Origin of the sequence: Bradyrhizobium sp. 482_C4_N1_8 (assembly GCF_052075965.1) — a bacterium.
Lineage (GTDB): Bacteria > Pseudomonadota > Alphaproteobacteria > Rhizobiales > Xanthobacteraceae > Bradyrhizobium > Bradyrhizobium barranii.
Genome location: NZ_CP197231.1, coordinates 2,621,966 through 2,647,493 on the forward strand (window position 1 = coordinate 2,621,966; position 25,528 = coordinate 2,647,493).

At 66.3% G+C, this 25,528-nt stretch carries 19 protein-coding genes; 11 read left to right on the forward strand and 8 right to left on the reverse strand.

What is annotated here, in order from left to right; all coding sequences use genetic code 11:
• Positions 1-44 precede the first annotated feature (44 nt).
• The 3 genes from hutI to hutU are packed head-to-tail and all read left to right on the forward strand — an operon-like array spanning position 45 to position 4,499.
• Entirely contained in the window at positions 45-1,259 is a 1,215-nt protein-coding gene (gene hutI, locus AB7Z56_RS12155) for an imidazolonepropionase (protein ID WP_135216086.1), read from the forward strand.
• A complete protein-coding gene (gene hutH, locus AB7Z56_RS12160; protein WP_354098246.1) occupies positions 1,256-2,815 on the forward strand; it encodes a histidine ammonia-lyase in 1,560 nt (519 codons plus the stop codon). Before hutI ends, hutH begins: the two co-directional genes overlap by 4 nt.
• A 13-nt stretch (positions 2,816-2,828) precedes the next feature.
• Positions 2,829-4,499 (forward strand): urocanate hydratase, encoded by a 1,671-nt coding sequence (hutU, locus tag AB7Z56_RS12165; protein ID WP_354098247.1) that lies wholly within the window; start codon positions 2,829-2,831, stop codon positions 4,497-4,499.
• Between the two features lie 7 nt (positions 4,500-4,506).
• Here the strand turns inward: hutU and AB7Z56_RS12170 are convergent, their stop codons facing one another.
• The gene (locus AB7Z56_RS12170; RefSeq protein WP_354098248.1) at positions 4,507-5,127 is read right to left on the reverse strand and encodes a TetR/AcrR family transcriptional regulator; all 621 of its coding nucleotides are present in this window, start codon (positions 5,125-5,127) and stop codon (positions 4,507-4,509) included.
• Between the two features lie 257 nt (positions 5,128-5,384).
• Between AB7Z56_RS12170 and AB7Z56_RS12175 the strand changes: the two genes are divergently transcribed.
• The 8 genes from AB7Z56_RS12175 to AB7Z56_RS12210 are packed head-to-tail and all read left to right on the forward strand — an operon-like array spanning position 5,385 to position 13,748.
• Complete coding sequence (locus AB7Z56_RS12175) at positions 5,385-6,245, forward strand: FAD binding domain-containing protein (protein ID WP_354098249.1); 861 nt, start codon at positions 5,385-5,387, stop codon at positions 6,243-6,245.
• Positions 6,242-6,766: a (2Fe-2S)-binding protein gene (locus AB7Z56_RS12180; protein WP_283017250.1), complete on the forward strand. Its 525-nt coding sequence runs from the start codon at positions 6,242-6,244 to the stop codon at positions 6,764-6,766. The genes AB7Z56_RS12175 and AB7Z56_RS12180 overlap by 4 nt, the downstream gene beginning before the upstream one ends.
• Positions 6,763-9,138 (forward strand): xanthine dehydrogenase family protein molybdopterin-binding subunit, encoded by a 2,376-nt coding sequence (locus tag AB7Z56_RS12185; RefSeq protein WP_283017249.1) that lies wholly within the window; start codon positions 6,763-6,765, stop codon positions 9,136-9,138. The genes AB7Z56_RS12180 and AB7Z56_RS12185 overlap by 4 nt, the downstream gene beginning before the upstream one ends.
• A 22-nt stretch (positions 9,139-9,160) precedes the next feature.
• A complete protein-coding gene (locus AB7Z56_RS12190; protein WP_283017248.1) occupies positions 9,161-10,402 on the forward strand; it encodes an ABC transporter substrate-binding protein in 1,242 nt (413 codons plus the stop codon).
• 11 nt (positions 10,403-10,413) lie between these two features.
• The gene (locus AB7Z56_RS12195) at positions 10,414-11,289 is read left to right on the forward strand and encodes a branched-chain amino acid ABC transporter permease (RefSeq protein ID WP_071911591.1); all 876 of its coding nucleotides are present in this window, start codon (positions 10,414-10,416) and stop codon (positions 11,287-11,289) included.
• Positions 11,286-12,284: a branched-chain amino acid ABC transporter permease gene (locus tag AB7Z56_RS12200; protein WP_354098250.1), complete on the forward strand. Its 999-nt coding sequence runs from the start codon at positions 11,286-11,288 to the stop codon at positions 12,282-12,284. Before AB7Z56_RS12195 ends, AB7Z56_RS12200 begins: the two co-directional genes overlap by 4 nt.
• A complete protein-coding gene (locus AB7Z56_RS12205; protein WP_283017246.1) occupies positions 12,281-13,036 on the forward strand; it encodes an ABC transporter ATP-binding protein in 756 nt (251 codons plus the stop codon). The genes AB7Z56_RS12200 and AB7Z56_RS12205 overlap by 4 nt, the downstream gene beginning before the upstream one ends.
• The gene (locus tag AB7Z56_RS12210) at positions 13,029-13,748 is read left to right on the forward strand and encodes an ABC transporter ATP-binding protein (RefSeq protein WP_283017245.1); all 720 of its coding nucleotides are present in this window, start codon (positions 13,029-13,031) and stop codon (positions 13,746-13,748) included. The genes AB7Z56_RS12205 and AB7Z56_RS12210 overlap by 8 nt, the downstream gene beginning before the upstream one ends.
• Before the next feature lie 28 nt (positions 13,749-13,776).
• Here the strand turns inward: AB7Z56_RS12210 and AB7Z56_RS12215 are convergent, their stop codons facing one another.
• Genes AB7Z56_RS12215 through AB7Z56_RS12245 form a run of 7 tightly spaced genes read right to left on the reverse strand, consistent with a single transcriptional unit; the run spans position 13,777 to position 25,521 of the window.
• A complete protein-coding gene (locus AB7Z56_RS12215; protein ID WP_283017244.1) occupies positions 13,777-14,298 on the reverse strand; it encodes a hypothetical protein in 522 nt (173 codons plus the stop codon).
• A 15-nt stretch (positions 14,299-14,313) separates the two neighbouring features.
• Positions 14,314-17,496, reverse strand: a complete 3,183-nt coding sequence (locus AB7Z56_RS12220) for a DUF6519 domain-containing protein (protein ID WP_354098252.1) — start codon at positions 17,494-17,496, stop codon at positions 14,314-14,316.
• 21 nt (positions 17,497-17,517) lie between these two features.
• Positions 17,518-19,647 (reverse strand): hypothetical protein, encoded by a 2,130-nt coding sequence (locus tag AB7Z56_RS12225; protein ID WP_085405623.1) that lies wholly within the window; start codon positions 19,645-19,647, stop codon positions 17,518-17,520.
• On the reverse strand, positions 19,644-22,283 hold the full coding sequence (locus tag AB7Z56_RS12230) for a putative baseplate assembly protein (RefSeq protein ID WP_283017242.1): 2,640 nt from the start codon (positions 22,281-22,283) through the stop codon (positions 19,644-19,646). The genes AB7Z56_RS12225 and AB7Z56_RS12230 overlap by 4 nt, the downstream gene beginning before the upstream one ends.
• On the reverse strand, positions 22,280-24,826 hold the full coding sequence (locus tag AB7Z56_RS12235) for a putative baseplate assembly protein (protein ID WP_085405625.1): 2,547 nt from the start codon (positions 24,824-24,826) through the stop codon (positions 22,280-22,282). The genes AB7Z56_RS12230 and AB7Z56_RS12235 overlap by 4 nt, the downstream gene beginning before the upstream one ends.
• Positions 24,823-25,194, reverse strand: coding sequence for a GPW/gp25 family protein (locus AB7Z56_RS12240; protein WP_063981950.1), 372 nt, complete (start codon positions 25,192-25,194; stop codon positions 24,823-24,825). The genes AB7Z56_RS12235 and AB7Z56_RS12240 overlap by 4 nt, the downstream gene beginning before the upstream one ends.
• 12 nt (positions 25,195-25,206) lie before the next feature.
• Positions 25,207-25,521, reverse strand: coding sequence for a hypothetical protein (locus AB7Z56_RS12245; RefSeq protein ID WP_085405626.1), 315 nt, complete (start codon positions 25,519-25,521; stop codon positions 25,207-25,209).
• Positions 25,522-25,528: the final 7 nt, after the last annotated feature.

The window sequence follows — 25,528 nt, forward strand, 5'->3', positions numbered from 1 at the left end:
ATGTCTAGACATATAAGTCAAGCATCCCACGAAGGGACCATTGCATGGCAGAGCGCTTCGACCGGATCTGGCACAACGCCCGGCTCGCCACGATGCGGGCCGACCGTCCCGATCTCGGCGAGATCGAGCATGGCGTGATCGCCGCGCGCGGCGGCCATATCGTCTATGCGGGTGCAGCGGCGGATTTTCCTGTTGACGCCGACGCGATCAAGCGGATCGATTGCGAGGGGCGTTGGATCACGCCCGGCCTCGTCGACTGCCATACCCATCTCGTCTACGGCGGCAACCGCGCGCATGAATTCGAGCTGCGCCTGAAAGGCGCAAGCTACGAGGAAATCGCGCGCGCCGGCGGCGGCATTGTCTCGACAGTCGCCGCGACACGCAAGGCGAGCGAGGCCGAGCTCGTTGCGAGCGCGATGCCGCGGCTCGATGCGCTGATCGGCGAGGGCGTCACCACCATCGAGATCAAGTCCGGTTACGGCCTCGATATCGATACCGAGATGCGACAGCTCTCAGCGGCGCGCATCCTCGGCCGTCAGCGGCCGGTTGCGATCCGCACATCCTTGCTCGGGGCGCATGCGCTGCCCGTGGAGGCCGGCGGTGACAAGGATCGCTATATCGATCTCGTGTGTCATGAGATGCTGCCGGCGGTCGCAAAGGCCGGTCTTGCCGATGCCGTCGATGCCTTCATGGAAGGTATCGCGTTCTCGGCCGAGCAGACCGCGCGGGTGTTCGAGACGGCGAGGGGGCTTGGGCTGCCGGTCAAGCTCCATGCCGACCAGCTGTCGAACCTCGGCGGCGCAGCACTTGCCGCAAAATTCTCGGCGCTCTCCGCCGATCATCTCGAGCACACCGACGAGGCCGGCGCCGCCGCAATGGCGAAGGCCGGAACTGTCGCCGTGCTGCTGCCCGGCGCCTTCTATTTCATCCGCGAGACGCAGAAACCGCCGATCGAAGCGTTCCGCAGGCACGGCGTCCACATGGCGCTCGCGACCGACTGCAATCCCGGCAGCTCGCCGCTGACATCGCTGCTGCTCACGATGAACATGGGCGCGACGCTGTTCCGGATGACGGTGGCCGAATGCCTCGCTGGTGTCACCCGTGAAGGCGCGCGTGCGCTCGGCGTGCTCAATGAGACCGGCACGCTGGAAGCAGGGAAGTGGTGCGATCTCGCGATCTGGGACATCGAGCGGCCCGCCGAGCTCGTCTACCGCATCGGCTTCAATCCGCTGCATCGCCGGGTGTGGAGGGGACAGTGACGGAACAGGGCGCAGCGATCGTCGTCAAGCCGGGAACGGTCAGCCTCGACGATCTCGCGCGCGTGCTCAAGGGACAATCCGTCGTACTCGACCCGTCATTCTGGCCGCGCGTCGAGGCGGCGGCGGAGATCGTCGCAAAGGCAGCACACGCCGCCGCGCCGGTCTACGGCATCAATACCGGTTTTGGAAAACTGGCCTCGAAGCGCATTCCGCCCGACCAGACCGCGCTGCTCCAGCGCAATCTCATCGTCTCGCATTGCTGCGGCGTCGGCCCGGCCACGCCGGAGCCGATCGTACGGTTGATGATGGCGCTGAAGATCGTCTCGCTCGGCCGCGGTGCCTCCGGCGTGCGTCGCGAGGTGATCGAGCAGTTGCAGGCCATGCTGGCGCAGGACGTCTATCCGCTGGTGCCGCAGCAAGGCTCGGTCGGCGCCTCCGGCGATCTTGCGCCGCTCGCACACATGACGGCGGTGATGATCGGCGAGGGGCAGGCGATCGTCGATGGCAAGACTGTCTCCGGCCGTGAGGCACTCGCCGTCGCCGGTCTCGCGCCGCTGACGCTGGGTCCCAAGGAGGGACTCGCGCTGATCAACGGCACGCAGTTCTCGACCGCCTACGCTATCTCCGGCGTGCTGCGCGCGTTTCGCCTGGCTCGCGCCGCGCTTGTCACCGGCGCGCTGTCAGTCGATGCCGCAATGGCCTCGACGGCGCCGTTCCGCCCCGAGATTCAGGCGTTGCGCGGTCACGCCGGACAGATCGCTGCCGCCGCGACGCTGACCACGTTGCTCGACGGCAGCGATATCAGGTTGTCGCATCTCGAAGGTGACGAGCGCGTGCAGGATCCCTATTGCCTGCGGTGCCAGCCGCAGGTCGCGGGCGCTGCGCTCGACCTGATCACGCAGGCCGCCCGCACGCTGATCGTCGAAGCCAATGCCGTCACCGACAATCCGCTCGTCCTGGTCGAGACCGGCGAGATCGTCTCCGGCGGTAATTTCCACGCCGAACCGGTGGCCTTTGCGGCGGACGCCATCGCGCTCGCGCTGTCGGAGATCGGCGCGATCAGCGAGCGGCGCATCGCGACGCTGGTCGATCCCGCGCTCAATTTTGGTCTGCCGCCGTTCCTGACGCCCGATCCCGGCATCAATTCCGGCTTCATGATCGCCGAGGTCACGGCCGCCGCGCTCTACGCCGAGAACAAGCAGCGTGCGGCGGCCTGCTCGATCGACTCCACTCCGACCAGCGCCAACCAGGAAGACCATGTCTCGATGGCCGCGCACGCCGCGCGTCGCCTCTCGGATATGGCCGATAACCTCGCCGCCATCCTCGGCATCGAGCTTCTGGTGGCCGCACAAGGCATCACGCTGCGCGCGCCGCACGCGACCAGCGCGCCACTCGCAGCCGTCATCGCTGCGCTTCGCGAGCATGTGCCCGCGCTCGGCGCCGACCGCTACATGGCCGGCGATCTCGCCAAGGCGGCTGCGCTGATCGAAGCCGATGCGCTACCGGCCGTGGCGATCGCGGCGCTTCCAACCGATCCGTTCCCGAGACTTGACTAAAGAGGTGCTCCGCATGAACCGCCGACTGGACAATGACCGCACCATCCGCGCCCCCCGCGGCAGCGACATCAGCGCCAAGAGCTGGCTGACGGAAGCGCCCCTGCGCATGCTGATGAACAATCTCGATCCTGATGTCGCGGAGCGTCCGAGCGAGCTCGTCGTCTATGGCGGCATTGGCCGCGCCGCGCGCGACTGGGAGAGCTTTGACCGCATCACGGCGGCCTTGCGCAAGCTCGAGAATGACGAGACGCTGCTGGTCCAGTCCGGCAAGCCGGTCGGCGTGTTCCGTACCCATGCCGATGCCCCGCGCGTCCTGATTGCGAACTCCAACATCGTGCCGCATTGGGCGACGCTCGATCATTTCAACGAGCTCGATCGCAAGGGCCTGATGATGTACGGCCAGATGACCGCAGGTTCCTGGATCTATATCGGCAGCCAGGGCATCGTGCAGGGCACCTACGAGACCTTCGTCGAGGTCGGCCGGCGCCACTATGGCGGCAGCCTCGCGGGAAGATGGATTCTCACCGCCGGTCTCGGCGGCATGGGCGGCGCGCAACCGCTGGCCGCGACCATGGCGGGCGCCTCGATGCTCGCGGTCGAATGCCAGCCGAGCCGCATCGAGATGCGACTGCGTACCGGCTATCTCGATCGACAGGCTACAACGCTCGGCGAGGCGCTGGCGATCATGGAAGAGGCCGCGAAAACGAAGAAGGCGGTTTCGGTCGGCCTGCTCGGCAATGCCGCGGAGATTTTCCCCGAACTGGTGCGCCGCGGCGTCAAGCCCGACATCGTCACCGACCAGACCAGCGCGCATGATCCGATCAACGGCTACTTGCCAAAGGGCTGGACGCTCGCCGATTGGGAAGCCAAGCGCGCTTCCGATCCGAAAGCCGTCGAGCGTGCGTCGAAGACGTCGATGGTTGAGCACGTCCAGGCCATGCTGGATTTCCATGCGCAGGGCATTCCGACGCTTGACTACGGCAACAACATTCGCCAGATGGCGCAGGACATGGGCCTGAAGAACGCCTTCGATTTCCCGGGCTTCGTGCCCGCCTATATCCGCCCTCTGTTCTGCCGCGGCGTCGGGCCATTCCGCTGGGCTGCGCTGTCGGGCGATCCCGAGGACATCTTCAAGACCGACGCCAAGGTCAAGGAGCTGATGCCTGACGACAAGCATCTGCACAACTGGCTCGATATGGCCAAGGAACGCATCAAGTTCCAGGGCCTGCCGGCGCGGATCTGCTGGGTCGGCCTTGGCGACCGAGATCGCCTGGGCCTTGCCTTCAACGAGATGGTGGCACGTGGCGAATTGAAGGCGCCGATCGTGATCGGCCGCGATCATCTCGACAGCGGCTCGGTGGCGAGCCCCAACCGCGAGACCGAGGCGATGAAGGACGGATCGGATGCGGTGTCCGACTGGCCTTTGCTCAACGCGCTGCTCAATTGCGCCAGCGGCGCGACCTGGGTCTCGCTGCACCATGGCGGCGGCGTCGGCATCGGCTACTCGCAGCATGCCGGCATGGTGATCGTCGCCGACGGTACGCCGGAAGCGGCCAAGCGGATCGAGCGCGTGCTCTGGAACGATCCCGCGACCGGCGTCATGCGCCACGCCGATGCAGGCTATGAGACCGCGATCGACTGCGCCCGCGACAAGGGGCTCGATCTGCCGAGCTTGGCGAAATAGCTACGCTTCAGTCGCTCACCAGCAGCTTCGGCATCGTCATCTTCGCGCCGTCCATGAAGGTCTGGACGGCGTCGCGGACGATCGCGTCGAGATCGGGCGGGATCGGCGTCTCGTAGATGAACTTGCGGATGGCGAGATAGAAGATGCGGCCGTGCAGGCCCCAGAACAGCTCGGTCTCGCGTTCGCTGAGCGGATGGGCTTTTGCATCGGGCAGCTTCAAATCGTGGCGCAGCTCGGCCGCCGCGGGCTCGATGATCTCGCGGCGGACAATGTCGAGATAACGGCCGGTGATGCCGAACGACTTCATGCCGGAGAAGACGAAGATCCGCACCCAATTGTACTCGAACACGCGTTCGACATAGTCGAGATAGAAGCGCGTCAACCGTGCCTCGAGCGGCAAGGTTCGGTCGCGGATCATCGGCCCCCAGTCGGGCGACCAGCGGCTGAGATAGACCTCCTGGTAGACCCGCTCGATCAGCGCCTCCTTGCTCGGGAAGTGGCGATAGATCGCCGAATGCGTGATGCCCATGCGTTTGGCGAGTTCGCGGGTTTGGCCCTCGAAGCCATGCTCGGCGAAGAAGCGGATCGCCTCGTCCACGATCGCGCGCTCGCGGTCGGCCGCACGCATGTTGCGGCGCTTTGGCGCGGACTTGCTGCCTGTGTCCGTCCGCTTCCGGACCGGTCGCTTCGCTGGTTTCTGCGCTTTTCGGGCCATTTCGTCGCTGTTTAGCAATCTCAGGCTGCCTTCTTAGCCTAAAGGTGCATTTGTGACCAAATGGTCATTTCCTGTTGACCGCCTCCCGGCGGCGTGTCAGGATTTTGAGACCAGATGGTTACAAATCTGGCATCCCGGCTGATGAGCCGACGGATCTCGAGGAAACGGCGGTGAAGGCGAGGGCTTTCAGCTATTTTCGTGCTGCGACGATCGACCAGGCGCTGGATGCTCATGCCCGCGCCGGCGACGACGCGCGTTTCATCGCCGGCGGCCAGAGCCTCGTACCGGCACTGTCGCTGCGGCTGCAAGCACCGCGCTTGCTGATCGACATCACCTATATTGACGAGCTGCGCGGCGTCAGGCGTGAAGGCGGTTACTTGCGTATCGGCGCGCTGACGCGGCACTGCGAGATGCTGAGCGAGCCGCTGATCGCCGAATTCGCGCCGCTGCTGCATGCTGCTGCGCCTTTTGTCGCCCATCCCGCGATCCGCAACCGCGGCACCATTGGCGGCAGCGTCGCGCTCGCCGATCCTGCCTCCGAATTCCCGGCGATGACCCTGGCGCTCGATGCCGAGATCGAAATCGCCGGCCCTTCCGGCAGCCGGCGTGTGAAAGCCGACGACTTCTTCGTCGAGCTGTTCGAGACCGCATTGCAGCCCGGTGAGCTGATCACCGCGATCTATGTTCCGCTGTTCAAAGCTGATCAGCGTTTTGCGTTCGACGAGCTGGCGCGCCGGCGCGGGGACTATGCTCTGGTCGGGTGCGGCATGCTTGCGACTTTCACAGCCGAACGCATCGACGACATCCGCATTTCCTTCTTCTCGGTCGGCAATACACCGACGCGGGTGAAGGGCGCTGAGGCAACCCTGATCGGCTCGAACCTGGATCCTGAGCGTATCGCCGCCGCACAAGCTGCGCTCGAAGGCGATCTCGCCCCGCCGGACAGCGACGAGGTGCCGCCGGCGATGCGGCTGCATCTTGCCCGCGTGCTGCTCGGCCGCCTGCTCGGACGTCTGGGTGAGGGCGCATGAGCGGTTTTGACGAAACCCTTTTGGACGACCCCGACGAGACCGTGCGGGTCCGCTTCGTCGTCAATGGCCGCAAGGTCGCCTGCGAGGTGGCGCCGCGCGAGACGCTGGTCGATTGCCTGCGCAACGCGCTCGAACTGACCGGCACGCATGCGGGCTGCGAGATGGGGGCCTGCGGCGCCTGCCTGGTGCAGCTCGACGGCCGCGCTGTGCACTCCTGCCTGATCTTTGCAGTGCAGGCCGATGGCGCCAAGATCAATACCATCGAAGGTCTTACCGAGAGCGGCGTGATCGCCGATCTCCAGGCCGAATTCCATCGCCGCAACGCGCTGCAATGTGGCTTCTGCACGCCGGGCATGCTGGTCAATGCGCACGAGTTGCTCTCGCAGATCGCTCTGCCCAGCCGCGACGAGATCCGCGACGCGCTGTCGGGCAATTATTGCCGCTGCACCGGCTATGAGGCGATCGTCGACGCCATCGACGCGGTGGCCAAAGCGCGCAATGAAAATGGAGGCGCGACATGAGCGCGCCACTGACCTCGCTCGACCGCCCTAATTCCTATATCGGCCGTTCCGTGCCGCGCCCGAACGCCAAGCGGCTGCTCGCCGGCCGCGGACGCTATGTCAGCGACCTTCGCTTGCCGCGTATGCTCCATGCCGCCTTCCTGCGCAGTCCGCATGCGCACGCGAAGATCGTCGCCATCAATACCGAGCAAGCGCGCGCACTCGAAGGCGTGCATCTCATTGCCACCGGCGAGGACCTCGCAAAGATCTGCACGCCCTGGACCGGCACGCTCGACCACTTCAAGGGCATGACGTCGGCTCCGCAATTGCCATTGCCGCTCGACCGCGTGGTCTGGGCCGGGCAGGCTGTGGTGGCCGTCGTGGCCGAGAGCCGGGCGCTTGCGGAAGATGCGCTGGAGCTGATCGAGATCGACTATGAGGACCTCCCTGTCGTGGTCGATATCGACAGTGCACGAGAGGTTGGTGGCCCGCTGATCAATCCGGGCAGTGTCAATAACACCTGTTTCCGGGCCCAGCTCGACAATGGCGCCGTTGACGACGCGTTTGCGCAGGCCGCGCATGTGGTGGAAGAGGAGTTCTCCTTCGGCCGCCACACTGCGGTGACGCTGGAGCCTCGCGCCATCGTCGCCGACTACGATCCCGCCGCCGGTGCGCTGACCGTGCATCACGCGACGCAAACGCCCTACCAGTTCCAGGATCTCTATTCGCGCCACTACGGTATCCCCGAGGCCCGCGTTCGCGTGATCGCGACCGACATCGGCGGCTCCTTCGGGATGAAGCTGCATGTCTATCACGAGGACATGGCGGTGGTCGGCCTGTCGATCCTGCTCGGCCGTCCCGTCAAATACGTCGCCGACCGCATCGAGTCCTTCGTCTCCGACATCCACGCCCGCGACCATCGCGTCCGCGCCCGCATGGCGCTCGATGCCAAGGGCGAGATTCTGGCGATGGACGTGCTGGACCTGACCGCGATCGGGGCGTTCTCGACCTATCCGCGCACCAGCGTGGTCGAGGGCAACCAGGTGATCCGCCTGATCGGCGCGCCCTATCGTTTCAAGAACTATCGCGCCACACTGGAGGTGATCTTCCAGAACAAGGTGCAGACCAGCCAGTACCGCGCCGTCGGCCATCCCATCGCCTGCGCCGTCACCGAGCGGCTGGTGGACATGGCGGCGGCCAAGGTCGGCCTCGATCCCTTCGTCATCCGCGCGCAGAACGTTATCGCTGACGATGCCTATCCGCAGACCTCGCCGACCGGCTATCGCTTCGAGGCGCTGTCGCATCAGGCCTGCCTGAAGCGCCTGCACGAGATGATGGGTTATGAGGCGTTGCGCGCCGAGCAGGCCGATTTGCGCAAGCGCGGCATCTATCGCGGCATCGGCATTGCGGCCTTCGTCGAGATCACCAATCCCAGCCCGGCCTTCTACGGCGTCGGCGGCGCGCGCATCTCGTCGCAGGACGGCGCGATCCTCAGCCTGACGCCGTCGGGCGAGGTCCGCTGCCTGATCTCGGTCACCGAGCAGGGGCAGGGTACCGAGGCGATCATCAGCCAGATCGTGGCCGATCAGCTCGGCCTTGCGCAGGAACACGTCAAGGTCATCACGGGAGATACCGAGGTGACGCCGCATGGCGGCGCGACCTGGGCCTGCCGTGGCGCCGGCATCGGCGGTGAGACCGCGCTGCAGGCCACGCGCGTGCTCAAGCGCAATATTCTGGAGATTGCCGCGCTCATTCTTCAGGAGCAGCCGTCGGCACTCGACATCATCGATGGCGAGGTCGTCGACGCCGTGACCCGGAACCAGCGGTTGCCGATCTCCGAGATCGCGCGGATCGCCTATTTCCGCTCCGACACCTTGCCGCCCGGCACACAGGCGCAGCTCACCGTCAGTCATCATTTCGCTCCGCAGGGCTATCCCTTCGCCTTCACCAACGGCATCCAGGGCTGTTCGCTGGAGGTCGATGTCGAGACCGGCTTCATCAAGGTGCTGAAGCACTTCATCGTCGAGGATTGCGGCCGCGTCATCAATCCGATGCTGGTGGACGAGCAGCTTCGCGGCGGCATCGTGCAGGGGCTCGGCGCGGCGCTGTTTGAGGAATGCCGCTACAGCGAGACAGGTCAGCTCATGAACGGCTCGCTCGCCGACTACCTCGTTCCGATGCCGATGGAAATGCCCGACATCGTCATCGGCCATGTCGAGACGCCGACCGCCGACACCGAACTCGGCGCCAAGGGGGTTGGCGAGGCCGGCACGGCGGCGGCATCCGCCTGCGTTCTCAACGCCGTCAACGACGCGCTCACGCCGTTCGGCGCGACGATCAATTCGATCCCGATCACGCCCATAAAAGTCCTGAAAGCCCTGAAACGCTTCTAAAAAAAGTCAGTTGGAGGAAATCATGCCCAAATCCGGTTCGACCTCGACAATATCCCGCCGCACTGCGCTCGCCGGCCTCTCCGCCGGCGCCGCCCTGCTCGCCATGCCGCGGCTCGGCCGCGCCGCGGACGAGACGATTCGCATTGGCTTCCCGACGCCGCTGACCGGACCGTTCGCCGCTGAGGCGCGCGATCAGGTCAAATGCGCCGAGCTCGCCGTCAAGCTCGTCAACGACAAGGGCGGCATCGGCGGCCGCAAGGTCGAGCTCTTGGTGCGTGACGACAAGCTCAATGCCGGCGAGGCCGCGACCCGGACGCTGGAGCTGATCGAGAAGGACAAGGTCCACGCCGTGGTGGGCGCGCTTTCCAGCGCGGTGCAGCTCGCCGTCAATGAAGTCACCCGTGCCCGCGGCGTGATCTACGTGTCGATCAGCCAGTCCGACACCATCAACGAGGCCAAGGATTTCAGTAAGTATACGTTCCACGAGGCGCTGAACCCGCACATGACGACCGCTGCGGTGGCGCGGCAGACGCTGAAGAAGGGCATGAAGGTCGCCCATCTCGTTGCGGACTACGCCTATGGTCACGAGATGCTGCGTGGCTTCAAGCGCGCGCAGACGGCGATCGGCGCCGATACCGTCGGCGAAATTCTTCATCCGTTCGGCGCGGCCGACTATTCCACCTTCATGCCGCGCCTGATGTCGATGCGGCCGGACGTGCTCTGCATTTCCAATTTCGGCCGCGACCAGGCTAACGCGATCAAGCAGGCGGTGGATTTCGGCGTCAAGCAGCAGATGAAGATCGTCGTGCCCGTCATCCTGCACAACCAGCGGCTCGCGGTCGGCCCTGACGTGTTCGAGGGCGTGGTCGGCGGTGCCAATTACTATTGGGGCCTGGAGCCGCAGAGCAAATCGGCGGCCGCTTTCAACGCGGCGTTCAAGGCCGCCAATGGCGGTGCGATCCCGACCGATTACGGCGCCTACGGCTATTCCGGCGTCGGATCGCTGCTGGCAGCCATGCAGGCCGCCGGCGGCACCGACACCGACAAGGTCGTCGATGCCCTCGAGAAGCTGCAATATGACTTGACCAAGGGCCCGCAGCATTACCGCAAATGCGACCACCAGTCGGTGCAGTCGGTGCTGGTGCTGGAGTCCAAGAAGAAGTCCGCGATGGCGAACGACAACGACCTGTTTGCGATTCTCGCCAACGACACCGGCTCCGATGATATGCTGCGCAGCTGCAGCGAGCTCGGCCACGCGACCTGAAGCCTCAACCGATGGACCTGTCGCTGATCATCATGCAGCTTCTTTCCGGGATCGCCCTTGGGGCGGTCCTGGTGATCACTGCGCTTGGACTGACCATCGTGTTCGGCATGCTCGGGGTGGTCAATTTCGCCCATGGCGCGCTGTTTATGATCGGAGCCTATGCGGGGCTGTATCTGGCGTCGCTCACCGGCAGTTTCTGGTGGGGATTGCTGCTCGCTCCCATCCTGATCGGCGCGTTCGGCATGCTGATCGAGTTCGTCCTGATCCGAAGACTTTATGGACGCTCGATCGACGATCCACTGCTGCTCACTTTCGGCCTCAGCTACATCCTGGTCGAGGGCGTGCGGATCGTGTTCGGCAGCGACGGCATTCCGTTTCCGACCCCGCCGCAGCTCGTCGGCGTGCTCGATCTCGGCATCGGCTTCTTCCCGCGCTATCGCCTGTTCGTCATCGCGCTGGTGGCGGTGGTGCTGCTGGTGCTCTGGCTGACGCTGGAGAAGACCCGCATCGGCCTCATTGTGCGCGCGGGCGCCCGCGATCCCACCATCATGCAGGTGCTCGGCGTCGATATCGGCCGGGTCTGGCTCGCGATTTTTGGCCTTGGCGTCGGACTTGCCGCGCTCGGTGGTGTGCTCGCGGGTCCCATGCGCAGCGTCAATCCGGAGATGGGCTCGCTGGTACTGGCGGAGGCCTTCGTCGTGACCGTGATCGGCGGGCTCGGCTCGATCGTCGGCGCAGTCGTCGCCGGCCTCATGGTTGGCATCTCCATCAGCCTGGTGGCGCTGTTCGCACCTGAAATGGCGACCATCGTGATGTTCGCGCTGATGGCGATTGTGCTGCTGATCCGCCCGCAAGGCCTGTTCGGCGTGAGAGGGAGGACCGCGTGAGGTCACCATCGAACGGCGAAGCGGTCGCCAAGCCCTCGTCCCGCGGGCTCGGCTGGATTCTCGAGCAGCGCGTCCTGCTCTCCATCGCGGTGCTGGCCGTGCTGCCATGGCTGCTGCCGTCGCAGGCGCTGGCCGTCAACGTCCTGATCTACGGCGTCGTGGTGATGGGCTACAATCTGCTGTTCGGCTACACCGGGCTGCTGTCGTTCGGGCAGGCGGCGTTCTTCGGCGCGGGCGCCTACTTCACGGGTATTGCGATCGGCCGCTACGGCGTGCCCTGGTTCGCCGCGGTGCCGATCGCTGTGCTTCTCAGCACCGGCCTTGCCGCCGCAATCGGCATCGTCTCGACGCGCACCCGCGGCATCTATTTTTCCATGGTGACGCTGGCGCTGGCCCAGCTCGTCTACTACGTCGCGCTGCAAGCCTCGTCCTTCACGGGCGGCGAGAACGGCCTGCGCGGCTTCACCGTCGACCGCATCAGCCTGTTCGGCTTCCCCGTCAATTTCCTCGACCCCGTCAACAAATATTACGTGCTGATGGCCTTCGCGGCGCTCGCGATGTGGTTCCAGTCGCGGATCCTGAACTCACCGTTCGGCGCCGTCATCGAGGCCATCCGCGAAAACGAGCAGCGGGCGCGGGCGTGCGGCTATGACGTCGAGCGGAGCAAGCTGATCGTGTTCATGCTGTCGGGTGCGATCTCCTCGCTTGGCGGCTGCATGCTGGCGCTGCACCTGTCGATCGTACCGCTCGACCTTTTGCACTACCAGACATCGGGCATGATCGTGATGATGGTGCTGCTCGGCGGCGCGCGCAGCTTCTTCGGGCCCTTCGTCGGGGCTGCGAGCTTCCTGATCCTGGAGGATGTCATCTCGCTTTGGACGCCGCATTGGCAGATTTTTGTCGGCGCGATCTTCGTGCTGTTCGTGCTGTTCCTGCCCAAGGGGATCTGGGGAACGCTGCTCGACACGCTCGGCATCGGAAAGGCGCGGCCATGAGCGGCGAACTGCTTCGCGTCGAGGGGGTCGGCAAGCGTTTTGGCGGCTTCGTCGCGCTCGAAGACATTACCGTGTCCTTTGCGGCGGGACAGCTCACCTCGATCATCGGGCCGAACGGCGCTGGCAAGAGCACCTTCTTCAACATCCTCTCCGGCGCGCTGGCCCCGACGTCGGGCACGCTGCACTTCAGGGGACGCGAACTGAACGGCCTGCCGCAGCACCGCTTCGTGCATCAGGGCATCTCGCGCTCCTACCAGATCACGAACATCTTTCCGGACTTGTCCGTGCACGAGAATGTGCGCGTAGCGGCCCAGGCGCTGACCGTGAGCTACGACATCTGGCGCAACCGCGCCCGGCTGACGGAGCTGAACGCGCGCGCCGACGCGGCGCTTGAGGCGGTCGGACTGCTCGGCAAGCGCGCCGACTTAGCAAAATTCCTCTCGCACGGCCAGCAGCGCGCGCTGGAGATCGCGATCGCGCTGGTCTCCGAGCCCGAGCTGCTCCTGCTCGACGAGCCCACCGCCGGCATGGGGCCGGAAGAGACCAAGGACATGGTCGCGCTGCTCGAACGGCTCGCGGAGAAGCGCACGGTGCTGCTGGTCGAGCACAAGATGAAGATGGTGCTCGGCCTGTCCAAGCGTGTCGTGGTGCTGCATCACGGCCGTCTGCTGGCGGACGGCGCGCCCGACGAGATCAGGAGCAACCCGGAAGTCCGGCGGGTTTACCTCGGACAGAGTGAAGGCTATGGCTGAGACCGCGCTGCTCGAAATCGATGACCTCCACGCCTGGTATGGCGCAAGCCATATCCTGCACGGCATCTCCCTGCACGTGAAGGAGGGCGAGGTGGTAGCTCTCGTCGGCCGCAACGGCGCCGGCAAGACCACGACGCTGCGGGCGATGATGGGTCTGATGCCGAAGGCGACCGGCCGCGTGCGCTTTGCGGGCAGGGAGCTGCTGCCGCTCCGCGCTCATCAGCGCTTCCATCTCGGTTTGGCCTATGTGCCGGAGGAGCGCCGCATCGTTCCCGGGCTCTCCGTGCGCGAAAATCTCCGCCTCGGCCTGGTCGCGGCCGGAAGCGAGATCGAGGAGCGCGCCGCGATCGACGAGATCGCCGAAACCTTTCCGCGCCTGAAGGAACGCCTCGATCAGGAGGGCGTCACGCTTTCGGGCGGCGAGCAGCAGATGCTCGCGATCGCCCGCGCGCTGATCGCAAAGCCCAAGATGATCCTGCTCGACGAGCCCTCGGAAGGCATCATGCCCGTCCTGGTCGAGGAGATGGGCGTGCTGTTCCGCCGCCTGCGCGACGAGGGCAAGACACTGCTGCTGGTCGAGCAGAACGTCGAATGGGCCCTGCGGCTGGCCGACCGCGCGGTGATCATCGACCAGGGCGAGGTCGTGCATCAAAGCAGCGCCGCGGCGCTGCTGGCGGACAAGGACATCCAGGAGCGTTATTGCGCGGTGTGACGGCCGCGGAGGGCCGCACGCCAGCAGGTCATCCGAGCAGCTTGCCGAGCTCGTTGAGCTTTGCGATCGCGGCCTTGCCGACCTCGGTGATGTTCTTTTCCGCGCGCGCGGCGAGCTCGCGATCGGCCTCGAAGCCTTTCCTGGCGGCATTGACGCTTTCGCGGATCTGGCCGCCCACATTGGGGTCGCCGATCGCTTTCTTCACCGCACCGTCGTCGAAGGCCTTGACGGTCTGCTCCTGATCCTCGAGCCGCGCGTTGCTGCCGGCCTCGGTCTCCTTGAGCGCGAGGCCGAGCGCCTCATCCAGGAGTTCGTGCAAGGCTGCGAGCGGACCCTCGGTGGCGGAGCTTGTGGTGCTGACCTTGAAGCCCGGCGTATCCGGCACGAACAGCACGGTGCCGCGCGCGAGCCTGTTCAGATCGGCATGCGGATTGGCCTCCTGCAAGGCTTTCAGCGCAGCCTCGCCGCGAACCTGGCTCAGATTGGCATGCAGCAGCTTCTCGCTGACAGCCTTGAGTTTCGTCTCGTCTCCAACGATGAAGGTGCGCATCGAAATCTCCGCGAATTAGCCGATCACGTTGAGTGGCGCCCACGGCGTGTTGGCAATGCCGCCTGGGATGATGATGGTGCTGGTTGTAATGTTGCCGATCACGGTCACTGCCCGCGCGCCGGTGAGGCGGATCGAGCTTTCGCCGCCGCGCACCCGGTTCGTGCTTATGATGGCGACCGCGCTCTCCAGCGAAACGGCGACGCTTTTGCTGCCGGATTCCACCCGGTTGTCGTTGAACAGGCATTCCTGGCCGGCCACGACCAGAACGGCGGGGGCTGGCCCGCGCGCGGACAGCATGTTGCCGATGATGCCGGCGCGCGCGCCCTCGGTGTCGTTGGCGGCAAGGCTTGCCCTGACGAACGCACAGTCGGCGCCAAGCGCGAGGATCCGCCCGTCGCCGAGCCGGATCGCGACCTTGTCGCCGGCCTGTCCGAACGGCACCTTCGGATTGACCTCCGCCGTGGTGAGCGCGAACCAGTTGCCGTCCGAATTGTCCACGCCCGGCGTGAGGTCGCGCTGCACGCTGTTGTGATTGACCTCGATCTGGGTCTGCGGCGCGCGCAGCATGATGCCGGCGCTGGTGCCGACAAACCCCTTGGCGGGCGCGACCTCGACGATCTCGTTGCCGCTCACGCGCGGGCGGTTGACGCCGAAGGTGACGACGCCGGCGCGCAGTGCCGACTTGACCGCCGTCAGGCCGATCGCGCGAACCAGATTGCCCGCAATCGTCGCGCTGTCGGCGCGGATCACCTCGATGCCGACCACGGTGCCGTTCTCGCTCTCGGTGACCGGCTCGATGTTGCGGATGTGGTTGTTCTCGATCGAGACGGCTGCGGCGTCGGTCGCGCCGCCGAGCATGATCCCGGCGCCGCAGGCGTCGATCGCGTTGAGCTTGATGATCAGGTCCTGTGCTCCGGCAATCACCTTGATTCCGGCCGTGCCGAAGCCGTGGATCTGGTTGGCGAGGATATGCGCGGTGGCGGTGCTGCGGCGGTCGAGCCCGGGGATCAGCCCGATGCCGACGTGATCGCCGGGCGACCAGTTGCGCAGCTGGTTGCGGTCGATCCACAGCCCCGCCGCGGCGCATGCGATACCGTTGGCCGTGACGTTGCAACTGTTGCCGTCGATCGCCAGCGAGGCGCCGGGAAGCGCAAGGCCCTGCGCGGCGATGGCGGTGTCGGTGCAGCCGATGATCTCGTTATGCGCGATTCGCGTGGCGAGCAGATGCAGCACCTCGTCGGCGAAGGCGATCGCGCCGCGCTGGCACAGCAGGACGTTCTCCTCGATGGTCACCGCGGCCGTCAGCAGGAAGCCGGCACCGTTCTCCACGCCCTTGAGCGCGCCGCCCGCAATCCCAACCGGCGCGAAGATTGCGTTCTCGGCGAGCTTTACAGCGCCAACCACGCCGCGCAGCACCACCGCCGGGAGCTGTGCATTCTCGGTGCCGAGTGCCGCGATGGCGAGACGGGTCAGGCCGAGGCCGATGCAGGTCGAGACGTCGATGGTGGGATCGCGTGCGAGCGAAAGGATCGCGAGGTCCTCGATTGCGATCGCAAAAGAGTCCTGGATGACGAAGGCGCCGGTCGGCGCCACCAGCAGCGTCGCCGGGCCCTTGCCGGTGATGCGGACCGATTTCGCCTGGTTGATCGCCACGGCCTCTTTGAGCACGTAGCGGCCTGGGCCGAGGCAGATGGTGCCGCCGGTCTCGCGCACCTTGTTGACGGCGTCCTGGATGGTGAAGCTGCCGCTCTCGTGCTGCTCGACGGTGACACAGGCCGTGCAGGCACAGTCGTGGCCTTCGCCTTTCGGCGGCCAAGGGTGGCGGCAGTCGGTGACGCTCTTGGCATCGACATCCCAGATGCCGAGCCGTGCATAATGGTGATGGATCCCGCGCGGCGGGGTGCGGTCGAGCAACTCGACGCTGGCATCCCCCGTGCGCGCGGCGAAGGCCCACCAGTCGCCGGCACGACAGCCCGCAGCCCCGGTCGAATCGAAGCTCACGGTGACGCCGTCCTCGAGCAGGACGGTCGTGCCCGCGGCCGGCACCTTGATCACGCCGGTCGATCCGGCGGCATCGAGATCGCCGATCTGCACCGGCGTGCCGCTGGCATCGGTCCGGAACACCTTTCCCTTCTGATCCCAGCGGCGCACTCGCAAATTGGTCTGCTTCGGCCAATCGCTGTTGGGGAATCCCGGCGGCAGCATCAGGGCCGGCAGTGCCGGCGTGAAGCTGATGCGGCGGGTCGCCTCGGTGACGGTGATGCGGCGCATCTCGCCGGCCTTCTGCGAGAACTCCCTGGGGTCGTCGATGATCTCGACCCAGTCGCCGGTGTTGAAACGCAGCACGTCGTCGCGCCCGAGGCTGTCGAGCTCGAGTTCGGTGGCTGAGATCATGCTGGCGACGCGCGAGCCGACGCTGGCATTTTCGCGCGACCATTTGAAGGTCGCAGTGCCGCCGGGCTGGCCGGGGTCGTGGATCTCGATCCGGTAGAGCTGGTTCTCGAGGCCGCGGAAGCCGCCGGTCGGCGGCAGCTCGCAGGGGTCGGTCACCGGAGCTGCATCAAACGTGCCTGTCGTGAGCACGCCGGTCGATGGCGCGATCACTGTGCTCCAACCCGGCATGTCCTCATCGGGCGTCGCGCAGCTCGTGTTGGCGCCGGCATCGGTGTCGAGCACACGCACCTGCCACGCCGTCTGGAGCCGCGAGCTGGTCTCGACGCCGACGGCGATCTCGACCAGTTCCGGCCGCTCGAGCCAGGTCAGCTCGCGCTCCCAGACGTCGAGATAGACGAGATGGCGACCGGCCGTCGGCAGCGGCGGCCGCACCGCATCCGGCAGATAGGGCTGGGTCTCATAGGTCAGCTTGTCGGTGAAAACAGTCTCGGCCATGAGATCGTCGAACAGGCGCTTGTCGGGATCGGCAAGGCCGTGGTTCTCCGCGAGCAAACCGTCGACATAGAGCCGCCCCTTGCCGATTTCGAGCGTATTGCCGGCAACGCCGAGCTTGAATGCATCCGGGGTCGTCGAGGACACCGTATCGCGGCCGAGAATGTCGCTGGCGAGCGCCCGCAGCCTGCGATCGAGGATCGCCATCAACTCGTTGGCATCGCCGTCCAGCAGCACCGCGCCCTGTTTCAGCTCCACGCCGGCGAAGTCGAGCAGCGGGTCGAGACGAACGCGTGAGAAGTCGGCACCCATGATAGCCTCCGATGCACTCGGTCAACTCGCGAAGAACAGGCCCGCGTGCAGCCCGAAACGTAGATATTCATCGAGCCGCAGCCTGAGATTGGCCTCGCGCTGCGGCTGGAATAATGCGTTGAGAACGCCGATCTCGCTGTCATTGTCGCCGCCGGCGCGGATCGTGAGGCTCGTGGCGCGGCGCAGCTGCCCGTAACCGGGATCGCCATAACGCAGCGAGGTGAACAGCGGCAGCGCCGTGGGCGCCGTGTCATTCGGCACGCAATGGAAGCGCCGCGGCGTGATCGAACCCGCGGGCACGTAACAGAAGCGGACGCAACCTTCCTGGCGACGCTGGACCAAGAGCGGCGCGATCCACGTTTCCGCGGGCTTTGGACCAAGCTCTGCGAACAAGATGGTGTTGGAGGCGAGCTTCAACAGTTTCGTGTGAACCTTGCCGATGACGGTGCATTGGGCGACCGTCAGTTCGGCGCCGGGGCTGCCCGCGGCATCGGCGGCAAAGGCGACGTTCGCCGGCGCGCCGGCATCGATCATGCAGTCGGTCAGCGTTACCTCGGCATCAGTGACGGCGCGGATAGGGCCGACGACGCAGTGCTCCAATGTCACTTTGGCGAAGGGATGCTCGATGATCAGGCTCGGCTCGCCCGGCGAGGTCGGACTGCCGTCCCCATTCAGGGTCAGTCCGGGCACCAGCGTGCAATCGCGCAGCAGCAGCTCCCGCGGCTCGACATCGGCAAAAGCCGCCAGCCGCAACGCGCCGCCCGATATCACGAGCCCGTCGAGCGTGAGGCGACCACGCGCGCCGATGTCGAGCGTGATCTCGCCGCCCGCCGCCAGCAGCGGGCGGGTCTGGTCATGGGCGGCGACCACAACATGGTGCGGCGTGGCATCGCCGGTCACGTCGTCGACGACAAAGGTCGGCGTCTCCTTGTAGGTCAGGCTGTCGCCGATGATGAGGCGGCCACCGGTCCTGATCAGATTGAGCTTGGCCTGCCACGCGCCTCCGGCATCGACTGCCTGCTCGTTGCCGATATCGCCCGCGGCGGGCACGCGCGGATACTCGCCGCCGCCGATCTGCCGCGCAGTGCCGTAGTGGAATGTCGCAAGCAGCGGTCCGTCGGCGGGATTGCCGAGCAGCACACGGCCACGCTCGGGATCGAAGCCGATCGTGCCCGCCGTCACCTGCGCCTCATGGGCCCAGCCGATGACATTGCCGCCGCCATCGAGAATGTCGCGGAGATCGCAGACCCGCACCTTGGCCGTCGGCATCGGGATGGGCGGGGTGCCCGGCGTGAAAAACACCAGGCTCTCGCCGTCGCCATAATCGCCCTCGCGCTGTGCGTCCGGCTGTGCGGTTGCCTGTGCGGCGCGCACCCCCATAGCCATCAGCCGCACCGACAGCGGCTCCGGCGCGTTGACCGGCTCGGCGAGATGGGAGATGTCGGACTCGGCCTGCGCGAATCGAAACAGCCGCATGTCCGCGCCGAGCGGGTTGAGACGGAATTTCCGGCCGGTCGCGTCGCCGGCGTCAGGCGTCAGCGGCACCGCCGTGAGCGACAGCGACAACAGCCGCCACAGGAAGATGCCGATGTTGGGAATGTTGTAGCGGCCGGCGCCGGTTTCCGGCCGCCGCATCTCGGCGGTGTGCGCGATGCTGTTGAAGGCGCCGTCACGCCGGAACAGCGCCGCCGTGTCGCGCAGATTGCAGGTCGCGGGCGCATGCAGTCGGATGTGCTTCATGTATTGCGTGGTGGCGAGCTGCTCGAAAAATTCGACCGCATGTGCCGGCCAGCCGGTGACGTCCTGCGCGAGCTCTTCCAGCATCAGCGCGGTGCCCTTGCGGCGGCGGAAGGCGATGGTGTCGGCGACTTCGGCACGCGGCGAGGTCAGCTCGGTGCCGAGCCCGCGCAGCGGCCGGTAGCCGATGAGATCGCCGATATAGGGCGTCACCCACTCGGCGCAGGTTTCGATGAACTGGTCGTCGTAGAGCTGGTCGACGGACTCTTCCAGCGTGGCGAACTCGCGCGCAATTGCCGCCAACAGAGCCTGGAGCGGACCGGCCTTTGCCGGATCGCCCGCAAGCGCGGCGTCGCGCAATCGGTGCAGCGTCGGCAGCAGGCTGTAGAGCCGTTCGGGGGTGAGGCTGTTCATGCCATCTCCTCCAGGAGGTCGAACGGCGCCGGGTTCAATGTCAGTAGCTCGCTCGGCTTCGCCACGCCCTGGTCGACATGCATCCGCGAGGCGAGCAGGCGGACCTGGCGCGAGGGAATGGTCTGCGCGAAGGGCGCCGTGCCGCCATAGAGCTGGACGAGGTCGACAGCGACGACGCCGGGCACCGATTGTGCCGCCGCGATCACGTCGGATTGCTGCACCGGTTGGCCGAGCTCACGCGCGTCGAAGGCGAAGTGCGCGCGTAGCGCCGCCTCGACCGCGGTGAGCACGGCCTTGGCGTCGAAATCGGGATCGCGCTTGACCTTCAATCCGATCCGGAAGGTGCCGGGCCGGTAGGGCAGCAGCACGACGGCGACATGCGGATCGCCGCCGGCCTTCAGCGCAGCGAGCAAATTGGTCCACACCGGGCTTGTCGAATTGACGGGAGCGCCGAGCGGCCCCGCGATCGTGATGGCGATGGTCTTTCCGCGCGGCAGTTGCAACACCTGCGCCTGCGCCTTGGCAATGCCGGTGAAGGCGCGGGCAAAATCCTCATAGTCAAGGACGGACACGACGCGGCCGAGCGTGCGTGCGCCGAGCGGCATGCTGCGTCGCGCCGCATCCGCCGGCTCCGGATCGTTGCCGCCTTCGGCCGCGAACGGGTTGCTCACGCCCTTGAGGCCGAGCGGGCGCGACAGCAGTTGGCCCAGCGTCTCGGCGCGAACATTGCCGGCGACACCGATGCCCTTGCGGTAGGTGGCGCGGATGTTGTTGAGCCCGCTCGGCAGCCGCGCGCCGCTGACGCCATCGCCGAACTTCACGAGATTGCGCCCTTGCTCGTCAATATCGAGCGCAAAGACGCGATCGGTGGCGACTGTGCCGAACAGCGTCGCGCGCTCGTGCCATGCGATCTCGCCGACCCGCAGCGTCAATTCGCTCGCGGCACCGCTCTCATTGGCGGCGGCGCGATAGGTCAGCGGTACCTGCTTCAGCTCGAATTGCTGGAACGGCTGGGCCGCATCGCCCGAGCCGAGGATCTGAGTCACCGTCTCGCCATGCGAGGCCGGCACCACATTGCCATGAACGACGACGCTGCCGCGCTCGAGGCTGCCGGCGAGCGGCGGATCTATCTGAAGCATGCAGCGGCCGGCATCGACAGCCTGGGCGGATACGAGATTGGCCTGCACGACAACAGCCTTGCCGTCGGAGACGCGATTGCCACGTACGATCAGTCGTCGCCCTGCAATGAGGCCATCGGCACTGACGGCTGCAGGGATGCTGCTGCCGGTCGCGGCATCATCGACGGCGTAGGGCGCAAGCGCGAGCTGCTCGGACTGCACGAAGGCCGTGATGCGACGAACTTGGTCCTGATAGCGGTCGTAATGGGAGCCGCGCAGTTGCAGCCGGGTGACCTTGCCGGCCAGCGCGAACTCCGCGCGCGACGTCTCTTCCGCATCGGCGATCTGGTAGACGTCGAGATGCGGGCCGAGATCGAGGATGACATCCGACTTGCCGAAGGCCTTGATGATGACCTGGATGGAGCCCCTGGCTGCCATCGAAAGCACGACGTAACCGCCGGCGCGGACCTCGGAATAGACCGTATCGAGATCAATGAAACCGCCGCCCTGGGCCGAGCCCATCGGCGAGATCGTGTAGTCGGGCCACTCCGGCGCGTCACTCCCGCTCGGATAGTTGTTGCGAAAGTCCGTCGACATCGACTTCCACATCGGCGCGTTGTGGCCGAAGGGTGCTGCCCGCTTGCGCAGCGCATAGACCTTCGAGTTCTGGGCGGCCGTGACCCCGGAAAGACCGGCTTGCCAGGTGATCTTGGTACGATCGAAATCCGATTGCAGCTCGACACTGTCGATGAAGCGGAAATCGCAGTTGCTGTCATTCGTACCGGGATTGAAGGCGTCACCGACGATCAACAACGCATCACCCGGCTTCAGATTGTTGCGCTGGCCGGCAAGGTACATGACCGTGTCGCCTTTGTCCGGCCGGCGTGTCTCCGCCAGCCACGGCCGGATCGCATTCCAGGCCGGCCGTGCGGCGTCCAGTCGCTCGACCGTTTCGAAGGTCTGCGGCTTCTCGTCCGGTCCCGGCACGCTCTGCACCTTCGTGCCGATCTCGATCGACACTTGCGCGGGCACGCCGGTGACGAAGCTGCCCGGCTCGGGCGACAGTTTTGGTGGCGGCGCGGGCGGCGTTTCCAGCGTGAAGGCGAGCCATGTCTCGGCGGCGACGCCGGGCCGCAGGCGGTAGCCGATCAGCCGGCCCATCTCCTGGAGCGAGACGCGCTCCAGCGCAGTGCGGAGATAGGATTCGTTGGCGATGCGCTCCTGGTAGAAAGTGAGCACGTCGGCAGCGCAGGCGAACGCATCGATCAGGCCGATGGTGAAATCGTCATCGGCGCGGCTTTGCAGCTTGCCGAGCGGTGCGAACGCGGCAGAGGACAGCGCGGCGTGCAGGCTGTCGCGGAACTGGGCGTAGTCACCGACGCGGTAGGCGATGGCGGAGAGGCCGTAGCGGTTCGAGATGCCTTGCGGCGTCTCGGCTTCGACACCGGCGCAGCAGCCGCAGCTCTCGCTGCCGGCAGGCAGGGCATGAGGCTTGATGGTTGGAACCGGTAGCGTCATTTGCCGCCTCCCGCCTCGATGATGAGCCGGCCGCGCTCGCGGAAACTCGGATTATTAGCGAGCTGCGCGATCTCGAGGCTTCCGATCGGGATCACCTCGTCATCCAGCGAGGTCGCGAGCGGCGAGATCAGCCGCTGGAATTTTTCCGCCTGCACCGCCTCGACGCCCTCGACCGCTTGTGCGGCCGCGATGATGCGGCTGAGATAGACGGGATCGCCGAAGGTGAAATTGTCGGGATGGAACAGGCCGAGCGTGCCGTCGGGCAGCACCGCGCTCGACAGCACCGTCCGCACGGCCTGCGCGACATCGGCGCGGAAATAGTCCGGCTTGACGCAGACATGCAGTGTGACGTCGAGCGGCACATAGCGCGGCGGTCGTACGTCGAGGTCGTAGCCGGCCATCCTGAACCGCTCGAGATGGTTGCGCAGCTGGGTGGCGAAGGGCGCGTCGACCGCGCCGCCGCCGAAGCGGTCGGGCGTCACGAACACGGTGTGCCAGCTTCCGGTCCAGCGGAATGTTGCGGCCGCGCGCTGCACGTCGGCGCGTCGCTCACTGGCGGCGGCGTAGTCGGCCGCCGTCACCGCGCGCTCCTGGGTGCGGAACGCCTGTGGGGCATCGCGGCGCGCGGCTTCGATGTCCTCGGGCTCGACGCCGCCGGATGCGGGAAGCGGATTGCGCACGGCGGTGAACACGCCATTCGTCGCGCTGACGATGTGCGCTATGGCATCCGCACCGACATTGCCTGCCGTGCCGTTGCCGATCCGGTAGGTCGCCATGAACGCGGTATCCTCGGCCGGACGCTTCCCGAGTAGGCCGTCGCCGAAACGCAGCAAGGCGCGGCTGTGATGGTCGATCTCGACGACGACATGGGGTGCATTTCCGGCGCTGTCGATGAGATCGCGCCGCGGCAGCCAGTGTTCGGTGATGCCGGCAACTTGTCCGGTGAGATCGACGATCGCAGGCGTGGCGTCGCGCGGCGACAAGAGGCTGAACGCACTCGCCGCCCACCACGGCTTGTCCTTGCTGACGGGAACGGCGAGCAGCGCGCCGAGATCGAAGGATTGCGTCAACGGGCTGTTTGCCAGCACCGGGCGGAAGCGCGGCGGCAGCATGACGTCCGGGGCCGACGTGCAGCAATCCCCCGGCGCAGATGATGCCTGCTTCAATGTCGCGCGCGGCATCACGCCGAGCTGTTCGGGCGGCAGCGTGCGGCCGTGATCGACGAGCACGATGTTGCCGCGCGCAACACTGATCGCGAGCTCGGGGCGATCCTCCACCGTCAGGCAAAGCGGGAAGGGCAGTGCGTCGGCCTCGCTCCAGGCGATCTCGGTGACGTCGACCGGGCCGTCGACCGGGGGCTCGTCGAACAGCCCGCCGGACGGATCGCTCGCAAGCGTCCTCTCGGTCAGCCGCACCGCGCAGCGATGGCCGGGATCGGCATCGGCGGTAGACAACGTCGTTGGGCTGATGACCTCCTCGAAGATCAGGATGTCGCCGATGGCGAGCGTATCAATGTGGCCGCGCAGCGTCGCGCGTGTGGTGCCGCGCGGCAGGCAGCATCCGTTGTTGCCCCAGGCATAGAACGCGAGGCTATTTTGCTGCTGATCCAGCTCGGCGGGCGCGACCGTCTCGAACATCTCGGCGCCGCCTTCTATCGCATCACCGAGCGCGCGCGAGCCCGGCGTCAGCACCACGTCCAACCCGGGCACGCGGGTGAGCAGCTGCGTCCCCTTGGGCAGTGCGATCTTCTGCCCATTCACGTCGAAATGGACGAAGGCGCGGGCGTTGCAGCCCTCGTGCAGGTGATAGTCGACCAGCCTCGCATGGCGCCGCACCGAGATGCGCTGCCGCGCGGTGGCGAGATAGGCTTCGTTGGCGACTGCATCCTGGCGATAGGCGAGGTTGTCGGCGGCATAGGCGAGCAGCTCGACCAGGGTCACGCCGAGATCGGCCGCCGAACGCTCCTGCCAGCCGGGCACGAGCAGGCTCAGCCTGTCAAGCATCAGCCGGCGAAAACCCTGATAGTCGCGCGCGAGATAGTCGATCTCCGGCCTCAAACGCGGCGCGGGCGGGCACGGCGCGGTGTCCGCGCAGTCATAGTCCGAGGGGCATTCGACCTTGCAGGTGAAGTCGATCGCCGACAGCTTCGGATCGAACCCGGCCGGCGGCAGGGCCGAGCCGGAATTGGCGAAGATGCCGAAATTGTAGATCGAATAATCCCCGCTGCTGTCGGTCCGGACGACCAGCGTGCGGGCGAGATCGTCGACAGTGTCGACCAGACCGGGCTCAGCCTGCACCGGCAGCGCGTCGGCCGGTGCGCACCAGACCACGCCGACGGTCGCGATCCGCTCGCCACCGGTGATGCGCAGATTGTCCGGCGAGAGCGTGAAGCCGGAATGCAGCAGCCGCACCAGCAGGGTCTGTTGCCGCGGCGCGCCGGGCGGAGAAGCGAGGTCGAGCACCTCGATGAATGCGATGGCGTTGGCGCTGCCCTTGGCCTCGAGCACCTCGAGCCGGCGCGGATCGCAGCAATGTTGCTTCATGCCGCGCCTCCTGGAACCGCAAAGCTCGCGACGTGGCTGGTGCGGTCGGCCAGCACCACGTAGCGGATCTCGACCCGCAGCACGGCGTCGTCATTGATCACCTCGACCGAGGTGACGGCGATCAGATGCGACAGGTGCTGATGCAGCGCGGCCTGGGCCAGCATCTGCGTCGTCGCGGCGAGCGTCACCGAGTTGGGCTCGAACACCAGCGCCAGGAGTCCTGCGCCGAAATCCGGCCGCATCACCCGCTCGCCCTGCATCGTGAACAGCACCTGCTCGATTAGGTCGCGGATGTGATCGGGGCGGCCGGTCGTGGCCGTGCGGCCCTGGTCGTCGAAATGATAGGGGAAGTCGAGTTCGCTGCTCACGCCGTCCTCCCCTCAGGTTGCCAGTACGCGCGTCTGCGCCACGACGGGCAGCATCGGCGTGCCCGTCGGCGTGCAGACGGATTGCCCCATCATGGTCGCGGCCGGTGCGCCGCCGATCATCACCCGCGCCGCGCCCATCACCATCTGCGCCGTGACGCAAGGCGGTGCCGAGCCGGTGAGCGAGCAGGCCACGATCGCATAGGGGCTGGTGAGATTGACCGCGGGCTGGCCCGACAGCATCACACGCGGGAACGGCGCGACCGGCGTTGCCTGTCCGGCATGGCTGCACAATACCGTGGCGCCGAGATGCAAGACGGGAGCGGGCATGTGCGTC